Source organism: Cellulosimicrobium sp. KWT-B, from assembly GCF_002127155.1.
In the GTDB taxonomy this organism is placed as follows: Bacteria; Actinomycetota; Actinomycetes; order Actinomycetales; family Cellulomonadaceae; genus Cellulosimicrobium; species Cellulosimicrobium funkei.
The window spans coordinates 1144038-1158394 of record NZ_NEDO01000001.1; the positions used below are offsets into that span (position 1 = coordinate 1144038).

Sequence of the window (14357 nt, forward strand, 5' to 3'; positions counted from 1 at the left end):
GTTGACACGCCTCAGGAACGGTAAGGCCAGTCCGCGGGGACCGCCAGATGGACGACCGTCCAACAGCGCCGAGGGCTCGACGGCGCGCGGGGCGTACCGTCGTGCCATGACCGTCGGGACGGGACGCGCGGACGACGACCTCCTCGCTGCGACGCTGCCCGTGCTCGGCCTCGCGCTCGCGTCGGTCGCGGCCGTGCGCGACGCCGCGGCGCGGGCGGGCGGGTTCGACCCCGGACCGGCCCCGGACCCCGAGCGCGTCGCGGCGGCGTTCGCGAGCGACCGGCTGCTGCGGGTCGACGGCGCTCCGGTGGACGGGTTCGCGCCGCTGTCCGGCTTCTTCCGCACGGCGGACGGCTGGGTCCGCACGCACGCGAACTACCCGCACCACCGCGCGCGGCTGCTCGCGCTCCTTGACCTGCCCGCCACGGTCGCGGACCCCCCGTCCCGGGACGACGTCGCGACGGCGCTCGCCGCGCGGTCGGCGCAGGAGGTCGAGGACCTCGCGGCCTCGGTCGGCGCGATCGCCGTGCGCGTGCGCTCTGCGGACGAGTGGCGCGCGTCCGCGCCGGGCCGGGCCGCGGCGTCGGGCCCTGGCGTGCGGACCGCGGTGCGCGACGACGCCGCTCCCCCGCGCCCGCTCGCCGTCGGGCCCCGGCCGCTCGCCGGCCTCCGGGTCCTGGATCTCACCCGCGTCATCGCCGGGCCCGTCGCGACCCGGACGCTCGCGCTGCTCGGCGCGGACGTCCTGCGCGTCGACCCGCCGGGCCTGCCCGAGATCGAGGTCCAGCACCTCGACACCGGGCAGGGCAAGCGGTCCGCGCTGCTCGACCTCGCGACCCCCGACGGCCGGGCCCGGGCCCAGGAGCTGCTCGACGCCGCCGACGTCCTCGTGACGGGCTACCGCCCGGGCGCGGTCGAGGCGTTCGGCCTGCGCCTGCCGGGTGGCGCGGTGCACGCGCGCGTCAGCGCGTGGGGCGACGACGGCCCGTGGGCCCCGCGCCGCGGCTTCGACTCGATCGTGCAGGCGGCCAGCGGGATCGCGCTCGTGGAGGGCACGCGGGACGGGACCGTGGGCGACACCTCGACCGCCGCGCCCGGCGCCCTGCCCGCCCAGGCCCTCGACCACGCGACGGGCTACCTCCTGGCCGCGGCCGTCGTCGACGCCCTCGCCGACCGCGCGGCCGACGGCCGCGGGCGCGACGTCGACGCCGCGCTCGCCCGCACCGCGCACGCGCTGCTCGTCGCCCCCGGGCGCGACCCCGCGCACGGGCCGCCGCGGACGCCGGGGGCGCGGTGCGTCGTCGGGCACCGGGTGCGCCTCGACGGCCGGGACGTCGAGGCGACGACGACCCGGCCCGCGCTCGACCGCCTCGCGGGCGAGCCCGTCGACGACTACCCGGCGCCGGCCCGGCCGTGGAGCGCGGACGCGCCGCGGTGGGCGACCCCGCGCGGCGCGTCCGGAGCCGGCGGCTGAGCGGGTCGCCGGACGTCAGGCGTGGTCGAGGCGGCGCAGGATCGCGCCCTCGCGCAGCGCCCACGGGCAGATCTCGACCTCGTCCACGCCGAGCGCGCGCATCGTCTCGACCGCGACTACCCCGCCCGCGACGATCTGGAACGTGCGCTCCGGCGTGATGCCCGGCAGCGCGGTGCGGCCCTCGGCCGTGATGCGCGCGAGCCGCGGCACCCAGTCCGCGAGCTGCGCGCGGCGCATCCGCCACCGGTCGTCAGGGCCGACGGCCTCGGTCTGCATGCCCGCGAGCCGCGCGAGCGAGCGGAACGTCTTGGACGTCGCGACGACGTGGTCCGGGCGCGGGAGCCGGGCGAACCGCGCGACGGCGGGCGCGAGCGTCGTGCGCACGTGCTCGCGCAGCGCCTCGACGTGCTCGGGCGCGGGCGGGTCGTCGGGCAGGAAGGCCATGGTCATGCGGCCCGCGCCGAGCGGGAGGGACACGGCGAGGTCGGGCTCCTCGTCGACGCCCGACGCGATCTCGAGCGACCCGCCCCCGATGTCGAGGACGAGCAGCCGACCCGCGGCCCAGCCGTGCCAGCGGCGCGCGGCGAGGAAGGTCAGGCGCGACTCGTCCTCGCCGGAGAGCACGTGGACCGGCTGCCCGACGCGCTCGCCGATCGCCGCGAGCACCTCGGGCCCGTTGGTCGCGTCCCGCAGCGCCGACGTCGCCATGGGCAGCATCTCGTCGACGGCCGACTCGCGCGCGAGCGCCATCGCGTCGTCGACGGCGGCGAGCATCGCCGCGACACCCTCCGGGGACAGCGACCCGTCGGGCCGGAGGTAGCGCATGATGCGCACGACCGTGCGCGCCCCCGCGGCCTGCACGGGACGCGCCGCGTACGCGGCGTCGACGACGGCGAGGTGCACGGTGTTCGAGCCGATGTCGAGGACGCCCAGGCGCGTGGTGGTGCTCACGCGGCGAGCCTAGCGGCGCGGCGAGGGCCGCCGTCGGGTGTCCTGCCCGACGACGACCCTCGTCCGGTGCGCGGCGCGCACCCGCGGTGGGGTGGCGGTCAGCCGCAGGCCAGCGCGTCGTACGCCGCGTCGACCGTCGTCGTCGTGCCGTCCGCGGCGACGACCGTGACGGTCGCCGTCCCGGCCTCGACGGACGCCGCGCGCGTCGTGAACGACTGGTAGGCACTCCTGCCCGGCTGCACGCCCCGGGCCGTCCGCTCGCCGAACGGCGTCGTGAGGGTCACGTCGAGCCGCGCGTCGGCCGTGCTGGTCGCGCGGACCGCGACGAACGCCCGGCCGCCGAGGCAGCGCGCGCTCGCCTCGACCTCGACCGGCGCGGGCGGGACGACGGCGGAGACCGACGGGATGCGGTCGGCCGCGCCGGTGCCCCACGTCAGGCCCGCGCTCGTGTCGGACAGGTCGAAGTCGAGCGTGCCGCCGTCCTGCAGCGCCGCGACGTCGAGCCACGCGGCGGTGTGCGTGACGCCGTCGACCTCCAGCCCGGCGACGTAGCTCGGGAGCTTCTCGTTCGCGCCCGCCGCGTCGATGCGGAGCGTCGCCCCGGCGTCGGTCGTGAGCGTCGCGGCCTGCACCTTCGGCGCGTTGAGCGCGAGGATCCCCGAGCCCGGCATGACGGGCTCGAACCCGAGCGACGCCATGACGTACCAGGCGGCGAGCGTGCCGAGGTCGTCGTTCCCGACGCCGCCGCCCGGGGTGTCCGGGAAGCGGTTGAGGTTGGCGGCGAGGACGTCGTTCGTCTTCCACGGCTGGCCCACGTAGCCGTAGAGCCACGCGTTCATGATCGTCGGCTCGTTGCCCGGGTTGTAGCGGATGGTCGTGTAGTACGAGCTTCCGCCCTTGGCCCACGTGCTCGGCGAGACGCCGGGGTTCGCGGCGAGCGCCGGCCGGTCGAAGTAGTAGTCGAGACGCTCGACGAAGCCGTCCTCGCCGCCCATGACCTCCTGGAGGCCCGCGACGTCCTGCGGCACCATCCACTGGTACTGCCACGGCACGCCCTCGTGGAAGCCGGAGCGCGTGACGTCCGTCAGCTCGGGCAGCGTGACGAACTCGCCCGTCGGGCGCTTCGCGTTGACCATGCCCTGGAAGCCGCCGGAGAGCTGGACGTCCGGGTTCCAGAGGTTGCGCCAGGTGCGACCCCTGTCGAGGAACGCCTGGCCGCCCTCGCGGCCCGTGCGCTCGGCCGCGGCGCCGAGGCTCGCGTCGGCGAGCGCGAGCTCGAGCGTGGCCGAGCCGCCGTGGCGGTACTCCTCGAACTGGCCGCCGAGGCCGCCCTCGTTCTCGGGGTAGAACGGCACGTGGCCGTGCTCGGCGTAGAACTCGGTGCTGCGCCGCCCGACGGACGCGACGTCGTCCGGCGGGGTCGTCGTGGCGTTCTCCACGAGGTAGTCCCACAGCTCGTCCGCGATGTCGTCGGGGACGGTGCCGAGCGCGAAGTTCTCGGCGAGCCAGGGCGTGACGGGGTCGCCCGCCATGATGTTGGTCTCCAGCGCGCCGAGCGACCAGCGCGGCAGCCAGCCGCCCTCGACGCGGTGCTGGTACATCGAGCGCACGATGTCCTGCGCGCGCTCCGGCAGCAGGAGCGCGTGCAGCGTCGCCTGCGTGCGGTACGTGTCCCAGAGCGAGAAGTTCTGGTAGTAGTCCCAGCCGTCGGCCTGGTGGACCTCGAGGTCCATGCCCCGGTACCGGCCGTCGACGTCGCTGCCGATCGTCGGAGACAGCAGGGTCTTGTAGAGCTGGGTGTAGAAGATCCGGCGCTGGTCGGGCGACGCGTCGATCGCGGCACGGCCCAGCTCCGCGTTCCACGCGTCGCGGGCCTCCTCGCGCACGGTGTCGAACGCGGCCTGCCCGCCCTCGTCGGTGGCCTCGGCCTCGCGGTTGGCGCGCGCGCCGTCGACGCTCACGAACGACACGCCCACGCTCACCTCGACGTCGCGGTCGGTCGTGGTGTCGAACACCGCGACGGCGCCGTTGTTGCCGCCCGCGACCTCGCTCGTCGTGGAGCCCGCGACGTAGCGCGCGTCGGTGCCCCACGTGCCGCTCGACGCGACCGGGCGGTCGAACGTCGCGCTGAAGAAGTACCGCTGCTTGTCCGGCGTGCCGCCGCAGAAGCCGCCGTTGTCGACCCAGCCCTCGAGCGTGCGGTCGTCGACCCACGTCACCGAGCTCGCGCCGGCGTCGCGCAGGGTCTGGCCCACGTTGAACGACAGGTGCGACGTCGTCGACGCGGGGAACGTGTAGCGGTGCGCGCCGACGCGCGTGGTCGCGGTGAGCTCGGCGTGCACGTCGTTCGCGAGCGTCACCTCGTAGAACCCGGCCGACGCGCGCTCGGTGCTCTTCTGGTCCTTGATCGCGATGAAGGAGCGCGACGTGCGCGGGGTCGCGCTCGTGTCCGGCGTGACGAGCAGCTCGCCCGCCGCGGGGCAGCCCGCGCTGTTCACGTGCCGGTGGCTGAAGCCCCACACGCGCCCGGCGTTCGTGCTGTACGACGTCGAGGCGTAGGAGTTCGTGTTGTCCGGGCTGAGCTGGACCATGCCGAACGGCACGGTCGCGCCGGGGTAGGCGTTGCCCTCGCTCTCGGTGCCGACGAACGGGTTGACCTCGAGCGTGAGGTCGTCGCCCGCGGCGGCGGTGACGGTGCCCTCGTCGGCGGGGGCGGCGCCCGCGGCGGCGGGCAGCAGGGTGCCCGGCGCGACGGCGAGCGCGAGCCCCGCGGCGAGCAGGGCGAGTCGTGGTCGTCTCATGCCATGTCCTCTTCGACGTGCGACCGGGCGTCGTCGCCCGGGGCGCCCCGGGGCCGTTCGGTCAGGTGCCGCCCGGGCCGCTCGTGGCGGGGCGACGGTGCTCCTGGTCGACGACGGGCGTCCGTCGGCCACCCTCTCCCGGCTATGACTGCGCTGTCAATCGGATGCCCGGGGCAGCGGGTCCGTCGAGCGGACGGGGCTCAGCGTGCGGCGGCGGCCTCGTGGACGAGCGCCTGGGCGTCCGCGACGACCGCGCGCTCCTCGGCCTGCGCCGCCGCGACGGCCTCCGCGCGGGCCGCGACGATCGCGCGGTGCAGGTCGGCGTGCACGCGGCGCCGCACGCCGCGCGCGATCTCGTCGGCCTCGTCCGGCTCCACCGGGTCGCCGTCCGCCTCGCGCAGCGCGACGACGTCGGCCACCTCGAGCGCGACGCGCCGCTCGGCGTCGGCCAGCAGGGCGACGACCGCCGTGTCCGCCGCTCGCCCGAGGCGCGTCTCCTCGAACGCCCGCGTCGCCTCGTCGACGATCGTGCGGGCCTGCGTCACGAGCTCGGACGCGATCGACGGCGAGTGCGCCGCGAGCGTCGCGAGGTCGTACAGGAGCACGCCCTCGACGTCGGCCACGCGCGGGTCGACGTCGCGGTGCAGCGCGAGGTCGAGCACGACCGTGGGGCGCGCGACGGGCTCGTCGCCCGCCCGCACCGCAGCCCGCTCGCGCGCTCGCACCACCGCGGCGGCGTCGAGCACGTGCTCGATCGCCTGCTCGCGCCGCTCGGAGCCCGGGCGCGCGGCGTCCGCCGCGAGCGCCCGCCCGCGCGCGCCGCTGCACGACACCACGAGGTCCGCGTCCTCGAGCGCCGCGACGAGGTCCGTCACGGCCTCGACGCCGCGCGCGGCCGCGAACTCCTCGGCGCGGCCGGACTGCGAGTAGACCCGCACGTCGTCGCACCCGAGCGCCCGCAGCGCGGCGAGGCTCGCGCCCGCGTACGACCCGGTGCCGATGAGGACGGCGCGGACCTGCGGCCACGGCGGCAGCTCGGCGGCGGCGAGGTCGAGCCCGAGCGCGACGACGGAGCGACCGGCCCCGCCGAGCGTCGTGTGCGTGCTGACCTTCTTGGAGGTGCGCGACGCCGTCTGGAAGAGGAGCTCGAGCGTCGAGGACGTCACGCCGTCGGCGTGCGCGGTCTCCAGCGCCCGCTTGACCTGGCCGGCGATCTCGCGCTCCCCCACGACCATCGAGTCCAGGCCCGACGCGACGGCGAACAGGTGCTCGGCGACCTCGGTCCCGGCGCGCGTGCGGAACGACGCGAGCGCCTCCGCCACCTCCACGCCCGACGCCTCGGCGACCATGCGCGCGACGTGCTCGGTCGCGTGCTGCACGCCGGTGCCGTCGAGGGGGGCGTCCACGTCGAGGTACAGCTCGAACCGGTTGCACGTCGCGAGGACGACCGCACCGGTGATCACGTCGCACGCCGCGACCGCGGAGCCGCCGATCGAGTGGGCCCCGGTGGAGAGTCGTTCCAGGGCGTCGAGGTCCAGCTCGTGGTGGCTGGCCGTGAGGGAGAGAAGAGCCACAGTGCCTCCGATTTAATCATTCCCCCGGGAGAGAGGCAGAATCGGTAGCTGTGATTCCTGTCGCCCTTTCCCCGGGCCATCCCCTGACCGACGGCCGCACGGACCGTTCCCCGCTCGTGCAGGCCCTGCGCGCGGGCACGACCGGAAAGCGCCCGGAAATCACACCCGTGTGGTTCATGCGCCAGGCCGGCCGCTCGCTGCCGGAGTACCGCGCCGCGCGCGAGGGCGTGACCATGCTCGACTCGTGCCTGCGCCCCGACCTCGCGTCCGAGATCACGCTCCAGCCGGTGCGCCGGCACCGCGTGGACGCGGGCATCTTCTTCTCGGACATCGTGGTCCCGCTGCGGCTCGCGGGCGTCGAGGTGGAGATCGCGCCGGGCGTCGGCCCCGTCATGGGCCAGGCGTACCGCACGCCCGACGACGTCGCCCGGCTCGTGGAGAGCGAGCTCACCGAGGACGCGCTCGCCCCGGTCCGCGAGGCCGTCGCGCTGACCGTCGACGCGCTCGGCACGACGCCCCTCATCGGGTTCGCCGGGGCGCCGTTCACCCTCGCCGCCTACCTCGTGGAGGGTCGGCCGTCGCGCGACCACCTCGCGGCGCGCACCCTGCTGCGCGGCGACCCGGAGACGTGGCAGCGCCTCGTCGACTGGGCGGCCGACCTCACCGGCACGTTCCTGCGGACGCAGGTCGAGGCGGGCGCGAGCGCGGCGCAGCTCTTCGACTCGTGGGCCGGCTCGCTCTCGCTCGCGGACTACGCGGCCGGCGCCGCCCCGGCGAGCACGCGCGCGCTCACCCACGTCGCAGACCTCGGCGTGCCCGTCGTCCACTTCGGCACGGGCACGGGGCACCTGCTCCCCGCCATGCGCGACGCCGTCGCCGCGGCCGGGGTGCAGGACGTCGCCGTGGGCGTCGACTACCGCACGCCGCTCGACGACGCCGCCCGACTCCTCGCCGAGGGCCACGCCCCCGTGCCGGTGCAGGGCAACATCGACCCCGCGCTGCTCGCCGCGCCCTGGGACGTGCTCGAGGCGCACGTCCGGGACGTCGTGCGCCGCGGGCGCACGGCCCCGGGGCACGTGGTCAACCTCGGCCACGGCGTCCCACCGGACACCGACCCCGACGTGCTGACGCGCGTCGTCGCGCTCGTCCACGCGCTCGCGGACGACGCTCCCGACAGCGCCCCCGACGCCGCCACCGAGGAGGCGACCCGACGGTGAGCACCGAGCCGACGACGCCCCGTCCGTCCGGACCCGCCGCACCGGAGGGGGTCGAGACCGCGGACGCGGTCGTCGTCGGCGCGGGCGTCGCCGGGCTCACCGCCGCACGGACGCTGCGCGCGCAGGGGTTGCGCGTCGTCGTGCTGGACGCCGCCGAGGTGCCCGGCGGGCCCGTCCGCGGCGGGGACCTGCCCGGCCTCGACGGCGTGCGCGTCGACCTCGGGGCCGAGTCGTTCGCGGCCCGGGGCACCGCCGTCGGCGACCTCGTGCGCGAGCTGGGTCTCGACGTCGTCGAGCCGTCGGGCGCGGGCGCGTGGGGCTACGCCGCCGGGCACGCCTACCCCCTGCCGCGCGCGGGCGTCCTCGGCATCCCCGCGGACCCGTGGTCGCGCGACGTGCGCCGCGCCGTCGGCCTCGGCGGGTCGCTGCGCGCGAGCCTCGACCGGGTGCTGCCCCGCCGGTTCACCGACCTGCGGACGCTCGAGACGTTCGCGCGGTCCCGCATGGGGGCGCGCGTGACCGAGCGGCTCGTCGCGCCGGTCGCCTCCGGTGTGCACTCCGCCCCGCTCGACCGGCTGGACGTCGCCGCGGTCGCGCCCGGGCTGCGCGAGGCGTTCGAGCGCGAGGGGTCGCTCGCGCGCGCCGTCGCGTCGATGCGCGCCCTCGCCCCCGCGGGGTCGGCCGTGCGCGGCATCGACGGCGGGATGCACCGGCTCGTCGAGGGGCTCGTGGCGGGGACCGACGTCCGGCTGCGCCACGAGGTCACGGGGATCTCGCGAGCCGCGGCCCCGGACGGCGGCCCCGGAACCTGGATGGTGCGCGCCGAGACCCCGAGCGGCCCGGTCGACCTCGCCGCGCCGCGCCTCGTCGTGACGACCCCGGCGCTCGTCGACGCGCTCGGCCCGCTCGTCGGGACGGCGGCCGACCTCCTGCCCGACCCGGAGCCCGGCGCGGACGTGCGGCTCGTCACGCTCCTGCTGCGCGCGCCCGAGCTCGACGACGCCCCGCGCGGGACCGGGCTGCTCGTCGCCCCGCCGCACCGCGACGCCGGGCGCGCGGCGCCGCCGTCGGACGTCGAGGCCAAGGCGCTCACGCACTCGACCGCCAAGTGGCCCTGGCTGCGCGACCGCGTCCGCGCCGCCGCCGGGCCGGGGCACCACGTGGTGCGCCTGAGCTACGGGCGCATCGGCGCGACGACGGAGCCGGACCTCGACCGGGTCGTCGTGGACGCGTCGCGCCTCTTCGGCGTCGACCTGCACGGGCGCGTCCTCGGCCACGTCGTCACGCGGTGGAACGGCGCGCTGCCCCCGCCCACGCCCGCGTTCCGGCGCGAGGTCGCGGCGTTCGTCGCGCGCGTGGACGCCGTGCCCGGGCTGGCCGTGACCGGTGGCTGGATCGCCGGGACGGGGCTCGCGTCGATCGTCGGCCACGCGCAGGAATGTGCCCGCGGCCTCGCGCCCGCGGGGTGAGGGAATCCCCACCGGATTGCGCGCCGGAATAGTCCCGAGAATTCCGCGCGAAATGACCTGACACATTGTCCGAAACTTCCTGACCGGGCGTCAGGACCACGTCACTCCCCGCGTCATTCCCGCGCCGTGACGTGCACATTTTCGTGGAATGCCGAAGTGGGGAGAGACTGGTTCCGTGAGTCCTGCAGGTACGACGCCCCTCCGCGTGGGCACGCGCGGCAGCGCCCTCGCGACGACCCAGACCGGCCACGTCGCCCGCCGCCTCGAAGAGCTGACCGGCCGCGACGTCGAGATCGTGCGCATCCGCACCGACGGCGACGTGCTCACCGGCTCGCTCGCCCAGATGGGCGGGACGGGCGTCTTCGTGACCGCGCTCCGCGAGGCGCTGCTCGACGGCCGGTGCGACGTCGCGGTGCACTCCCTCAAGGACCTCCCGACCGAACCCGCACCGGGGCTCACCGTCGTCACGCCCGAGCGCGAGAACCCGCGCGACGTCCTGTGCGCGCGCGACGGCCTGACCATCACGACGCTCCGGCGCGGCGCCCGCGTCGGCACCGGGTCGCCGCGGCGCGCCGCGCAGCTCCGGTCCGTCCGGCCCGACCTCGACGTCGTCGACATCCGCGGCAACGTCGACACGCGCCTCGCCCGGGCGCTCGGCGAGGAGGCCGACCTCGACGCCGTCGTGCTCGCGTACGCGGGGCTCGCCCGCCTCGGCCGGCTCGAGGCCGTGTCCGAGGTGATCGACACCGCGATCATGGCGCCCGCCGCCGGGCAGGGCGCGCTCGCCGTCGAGGTGCGCACGTCGTCGCTCGACGACCCGGTCCTCGCCCGCGCCCTGCACGACCTCGACCACGAGCCCACGCGCCTCGCCGTGCTCGCCGAGCGTGCGCTCCTCGGCCGGCTCGAGGCCGGGTGCGCGGCCCCCGTCGGCGCGCACGCCGTCGTGGAGGACGGCGACGTGGCCCTGACGGCCGTCGTCGCGCGGGTCGACGGCGCCGAGCAGCTCACGCACTCCGCGCGGGCCGCGCTCCCCCCGAGCACCGGGTCGCTCGCCGCCGCCGCGACCGCCCGGGACGACGTCGCGCGCGGGCTGGGCGCCCGCGTCGCCGACGCGCTCCTCGCCGACGGCGCCGCGCGCCTCGCGCCGCTGCGCGAGACCGGGGCGGGCACCCCTGTCCTCGACGCCCCGGCCGCGGAGGCCCCGGCGACCGACCGCGCCGTGGAGGCTGCCCGCGAGCAGCTCCGCGACGGCGGCTACCGCGGCGCGGCGGAATGAGCCCGGGACCGCTGCGCGACCCGTCGCGGGGACCCGCGCCCGTGGTGCCCCCGCTCCCGGCGCGCGGCACGGCGGGCGCGGTGGGCGCTGGGGACGCCGTGGAGACCGTGGACGCCGTGGGGCCGGTGGACGACCTGGACGCGGCCCGCCGGGCCGACGCGCTCGCCGGTCGGACCGTCCTGGTCCCGCGTGCGCCCGAGCGCGCCGCGGGCCTCGCGGCGACGCTCCGCGGCGCGGGCGCCCGCGTCCTCGTCAGCCCGGCGATCGAGCGCGCGCCCGTCGAGGACACCGCGCCCGTCGACGGTGCCCTCGCCCGCCTGGCCCACGGCGACTTCGCGTGGGTCGTCGTGACGAGCGTCAACGCGATCGACGAGCTCCTCGCGGGCGCCGCCCGCCAGGGCGTCGACCTCGGCGACGCGGCCCGCCGGGCCCGCTGGGCCGCCGTCGGGCCCGCGACGCGCCGCGCCCTGGAGGCGGTCGGCGTCACCGTCGAGCTCGAGCCCGACGAGAACTCCGCCCGCGGCCTCGTCGCCGCGTTCGCGACCCTCTCCCCGTCGGACCAGACCTCTACCCCGGCGGACCACGGCTCCACCTCGGGGGACCAGGGCTCTACCTCGGGGGACCAGGGCTCTACCTCGCGAGGTAGAGGTGTGGTCCTGCTGTCGCAGGGGGACCTCGCCGCGCCGACCATGCACGACGGCCTGCACGACCTCGGGTACGTCCCGCACGTCGTCACCGTCTACCGCACCGTCACGCACACGCTCGCGCCGGACGTCGTCGCGGCGTGGCGCGCGGGCGCGGTGGACGCCGTCGTGCTCACCTCGGGGAGCGTCGCGCGCGAGGTCGCGCGGCAGCTCGGCCCGCGCGACGACGTCGTGGGCGTCGCGATCGGCGACCCGACCGCCCGGGCCGCGCGCGACGTCGGGCTGCGGCTCGACGCCGTCGCGGAGCGCCCGACCGACGCCGCGCTGGCCGCCGCGCTCGTCGGCGCGCTCGCCGCCACCGGTCCCTCCACCCGCACGACCGCCGAGCCCGACGACCCGGCCGCTCCCCCGGCCGCCGGCACGACCGGCGTCGACCCGACTCCCGAAGGAGACCCCTCGTGACCCACCAGCTCCCCGCCGGGCACCACCGGCCGCGCCGCCTGCGCACGAGCCCGCGCGTGCGGCGGCTCGTCAGCGAGACGCGCGTGCACGCGTCCGACCTCGTGCTCCCCCTGTTCGTCAAGGAGGGCCTCGACGCGCCGCGCCCCATCTCGTCGATGCCGGGCGTCGTGCAGCACACCGAGGCGACGCTCGCGGACGCCGTGCGCGACGCCGCGCGCGCCGGGGTCGGCGGCGTCATGCTCTTCGGCATCCCGGCCGAGCGCGACGCGACCGGCACGCAGGCGGACGCCGAGGACGGCATCCTGCAGCGCGGCATCAAGATCGCGGTCGAGGCGGCGCGCGAGCACGCGAACGGCGGGCCGGTCGTCATGGCGGACACGTGCCTCGACGAGTTCACCGACCACGGGCACTGCGGCGTGCTGGCCGAGGGCCGGGACGGGGGCGTCGTCGTCGACAACGACGCGACGCTCGACCGCTACGCCTCGATGGCCGTCGCGCAGGCGCGGGCGGGCGCGGACGTCGTCGCGCCGTCGGGCATGATGGACGGCCAGGTCGCGGTGATCCGCGAGGCGCTCGACGCCGCCGGCTTCGACGACGTGGGCATCCTCGCGTACTCCGCGAAGTACGCGAGCGCGTTCTACGGGCCGTTCCGCGAGGCCGTGGACTCGGCGCTCCAGGGCGACCGCCGCACCTACCAGATGGACGCGGGCAACGCCCGCGAGGGCCTGCGCGAGGCCGACCTCGACCTCGCCGAGGGCGCGGACATGGTCATGGTGAAGCCCGCCGGGTCGTACCTCGACGTGCTCGCGGCGGTCGCGGAGATGTCGGCGGTGCCCGTCGCGGCGTACCAGGTGTCGGGCGAGTACGCGATGATCGAGGCGGCCGCGGCGAACGGCTGGATCGACCGGCGCGCCGCCGTCACGGAGTCGGTGCTCGGCATCAAGCGCGCCGGCGCGGACGTGATCCTCACCTACTGGGCGACGGAGCTCGCGGGCTGGCTGGACGAGAACGACGGAAGGACGCGGGCATGACGGACACGGGCGGTTTCGGGACGGCGGAGGCCGTGCAGGCGCAGGACGCCGCGCTGTTCGGCGCGCCGGGCGCGGGCGGGGCGGACAACCACGCCGCGTTCGTGCGCGCGCAGGGCGTGCTCCCGGGCGGCGTCAGCTCGCCCGTGCGCGCCTACGGGTCCGTGGGCGGCGACCCGCGGTTCCTCGCCTCGGCGCGCGGTCCGTACGTGACCGACGTCGCGGGCCGCGAGTACGTCGACCTCGTGTGCTCGTGGGGCCCGGCCCTGCTCGGGCACGCGCACCCCGACGTCGTCGCCGCGGTCCAGGAGGCGGCGGCCCGCGGGCTGTCGTTCGGCGCGCCGACGCTCGGCGAGGTCGAGCTCGGGGAGGAGATCCGCCGTCGGGTGCCCGCCGCGGAGCGCGTGCGCCTCGTGTCCACCGGCACGGAGGCCACGATGACCGCGATCCGCCTCGCGCGCGGCGTGACCGGGCGCGACGTCGTCGTGAAGTTCGCCGGCTGCTACCACGGGCACGTGGACGCGCTGCTCGCCGAGGCGGGGTCCGGCGTCGCGACGCTCGCCCTGCCCGGCTCGGCCGGGGTCACGGAGGCGACGGCGGCCGAGACGCTCGTGCTCCCGTACAACGACCTCGCGGCCGTCGAGGCGGCGTTCGCGGAGCGCGGCTCCGAGATCGCGGCCGTCATCACCGAGGCGTCGCCCGCGAACATGGGCGTCGTCCCGCCCGCGGAGGGCTTCAACGAGGGCCTGCGCCGCATCACGGCGGCGCACGGCGCGCTGCTGATCCTCGACGAGGTGCTCACGGGCTTCCGCGTCGGGCCGAGCGGCTGGTGGGGCCTCGAGAACGCGGTGCTGCGCGGCCAGGGCGCGGACGGCTACACGCCCGACCTGTTCACCTTCGGCAAGGTCGTGGGCGGCGGGATGCCCGTCGCCGCGGTCGGCGGGCCGGCGAGCGTGATGGACCAGCTCGCGCCGCTCGGCCCCGTCTACCAGGCGGGCACGCTCTCGGGGAACCCCGTCGCGGTCGCGGCGGGCCTCGCGACGCTGCGGCTCGCCGACGAGACGGTGTACGCGCGCGTGGACGAGGTCGCGGGCGTGCTGTCGGCGGCGGTGAGCTCCGCGCTCGACGCCGCGGGCGTGCCGCACCGCGTGCAGCGCGCGGGCTCGCTCTTCTCCGTGATGTTCGGCGAGCTCGCCGCGACCGCGGGGGTGCGCGACTACGCACAGGCCCAGGCGCAGGAGTCGTTCCGGTACCGCGCGTTCTTCCACGCGATGCTCGACGCCGGGGTCAGCCTGCCGCCGTCGGTGTTCGAGGCGTGGTTCGTCTCGGCCGCCCACGACGACACCGCCGTCGCCCGCATCCTCGACGCGTTCCCCGCCGCCGCGCGCGCGGCCGCGGAGGCCCGCCCCGCCTGACGCGTCCGGCCGGAGCGTCCCACCCGCCGAGCACGGGGTTGCTGTC

General features: G+C 77.0%; 10 protein-coding genes. 7 read left to right on the forward strand and 3 right to left on the reverse strand.

Annotated elements, in window-relative coordinates; translation table 11 throughout:
• Positions 1–106 precede the first annotated feature (106 nt).
• Positions 107–1474 (forward strand): CoA transferase, encoded by a 1368-nt coding sequence (locus tag B9L22_RS05000; protein WP_086149414.1) that lies wholly within the window; start codon positions 107–109, stop codon positions 1472–1474.
• Positions 1475–1489: 15 nt separating this feature from the next.
• On the opposite strand, the gene B9L22_RS05005 is transcribed toward B9L22_RS05000, so the two are convergent.
• From B9L22_RS05005 to B9L22_RS05015, 3 genes are all read right to left on the reverse strand, one after another.
• On the reverse strand, positions 1490–2425 hold the full coding sequence (locus B9L22_RS05005; protein ID WP_076403882.1) for a Ppx/GppA phosphatase family protein: 936 nt from the start codon (positions 2423–2425) through the stop codon (positions 1490–1492).
• Positions 2426–2523: 98 nt separating this feature from the next.
• On the reverse strand, positions 2524–5226 hold the full coding sequence (locus B9L22_RS05010; protein WP_086149415.1) for a GH92 family glycosyl hydrolase: 2703 nt from the start codon (positions 5224–5226) through the stop codon (positions 2524–2526).
• 200 nt (positions 5227–5426) lie between these two features.
• A complete protein-coding gene (locus B9L22_RS05015; RefSeq protein WP_086149416.1) occupies positions 5427–6800 on the reverse strand; it encodes a glutamyl-tRNA reductase in 1374 nt (457 codons plus the stop codon).
• A gap of 176 nt (positions 6801–6976) precedes the next feature.
• On the opposite strand from B9L22_RS05015, the gene hemE reads away from it, so the two are divergent.
• From hemE to hemL, 6 genes are all read left to right on the forward strand, one after another.
• A complete protein-coding gene (gene hemE, locus B9L22_RS05020; RefSeq protein ID WP_369824807.1) occupies positions 6977–8017 on the forward strand; it encodes a uroporphyrinogen decarboxylase in 1041 nt (346 codons plus the stop codon).
• On the forward strand, positions 8014–9486 hold the full coding sequence (locus B9L22_RS05025) for an NAD(P)/FAD-dependent oxidoreductase (protein WP_086149418.1): 1473 nt from the start codon (positions 8014–8016) through the stop codon (positions 9484–9486). Before hemE ends, B9L22_RS05025 begins: the two co-directional genes overlap by 4 nt.
• Positions 9487–9634: 148 nt before the next feature.
• Positions 9635–10762, forward strand: a complete 1128-nt coding sequence (gene hemC / locus B9L22_RS05030) for a hydroxymethylbilane synthase (protein WP_085386774.1) — start codon at positions 9635–9637, stop codon at positions 10760–10762.
• Positions 10759–11868 (forward strand): uroporphyrinogen-III synthase, encoded by a 1110-nt coding sequence (locus B9L22_RS05035; RefSeq protein WP_086149419.1) that lies wholly within the window; start codon positions 10759–10761, stop codon positions 11866–11868. The genes hemC and B9L22_RS05035 overlap by 4 nt, the downstream gene beginning before the upstream one ends.
• Positions 11865–12899, forward strand: a complete 1035-nt coding sequence (gene hemB / locus B9L22_RS05040) for a porphobilinogen synthase (RefSeq protein ID WP_086149420.1) — start codon at positions 11865–11867, stop codon at positions 12897–12899. Before B9L22_RS05035 ends, hemB begins: the two co-directional genes overlap by 4 nt.
• A complete protein-coding gene (gene hemL / locus B9L22_RS05045) occupies positions 12896–14311 on the forward strand; it encodes a glutamate-1-semialdehyde 2,1-aminomutase (RefSeq protein WP_081600255.1) in 1416 nt (471 codons plus the stop codon). Before hemB ends, hemL begins: the two co-directional genes overlap by 4 nt.
• The last annotated feature ends 46 nt before the right edge of the window (positions 14312–14357 follow it).

Bases quoted from the DNA above. Each gene is read 5' to 3' on its own strand.
- B9L22_RS05035 (WP_086149419.1), top strand. From the start codon at position 10,759: ATGAGCCCGGGACCGCTGCGCGACCCGTCGCGGGGACCCGCGCCCGTG.
- hemE (WP_369824807.1), top strand. From the start codon at position 6,977: ATGCGCCAGGCCGGCCGCTCGCTGCCGGAGTACCGCGCCGCGCGCGAG.
- B9L22_RS05000 (WP_086149414.1), top strand. From the start codon at position 107: ATGACCGTCGGGACGGGACGCGCGGACGACGACCTCCTCGCTGCGACG.
- hemL (WP_081600255.1), top strand. From the start codon at position 12,896: ATGACGGACACGGGCGGTTTCGGGACGGCGGAGGCCGTGCAGGCGCAG.
- B9L22_RS05010 (WP_086149415.1), bottom strand. From the start codon at position 5,226: ATGAGACGACCACGACTCGCCCTGCTCGCCGCGGGGCTCGCGCTCGCC.
- hemC (WP_085386774.1), top strand. From the start codon at position 9,635: ATGCCGAAGTGGGGAGAGACTGGTTCCGTGAGTCCTGCAGGTACGACG.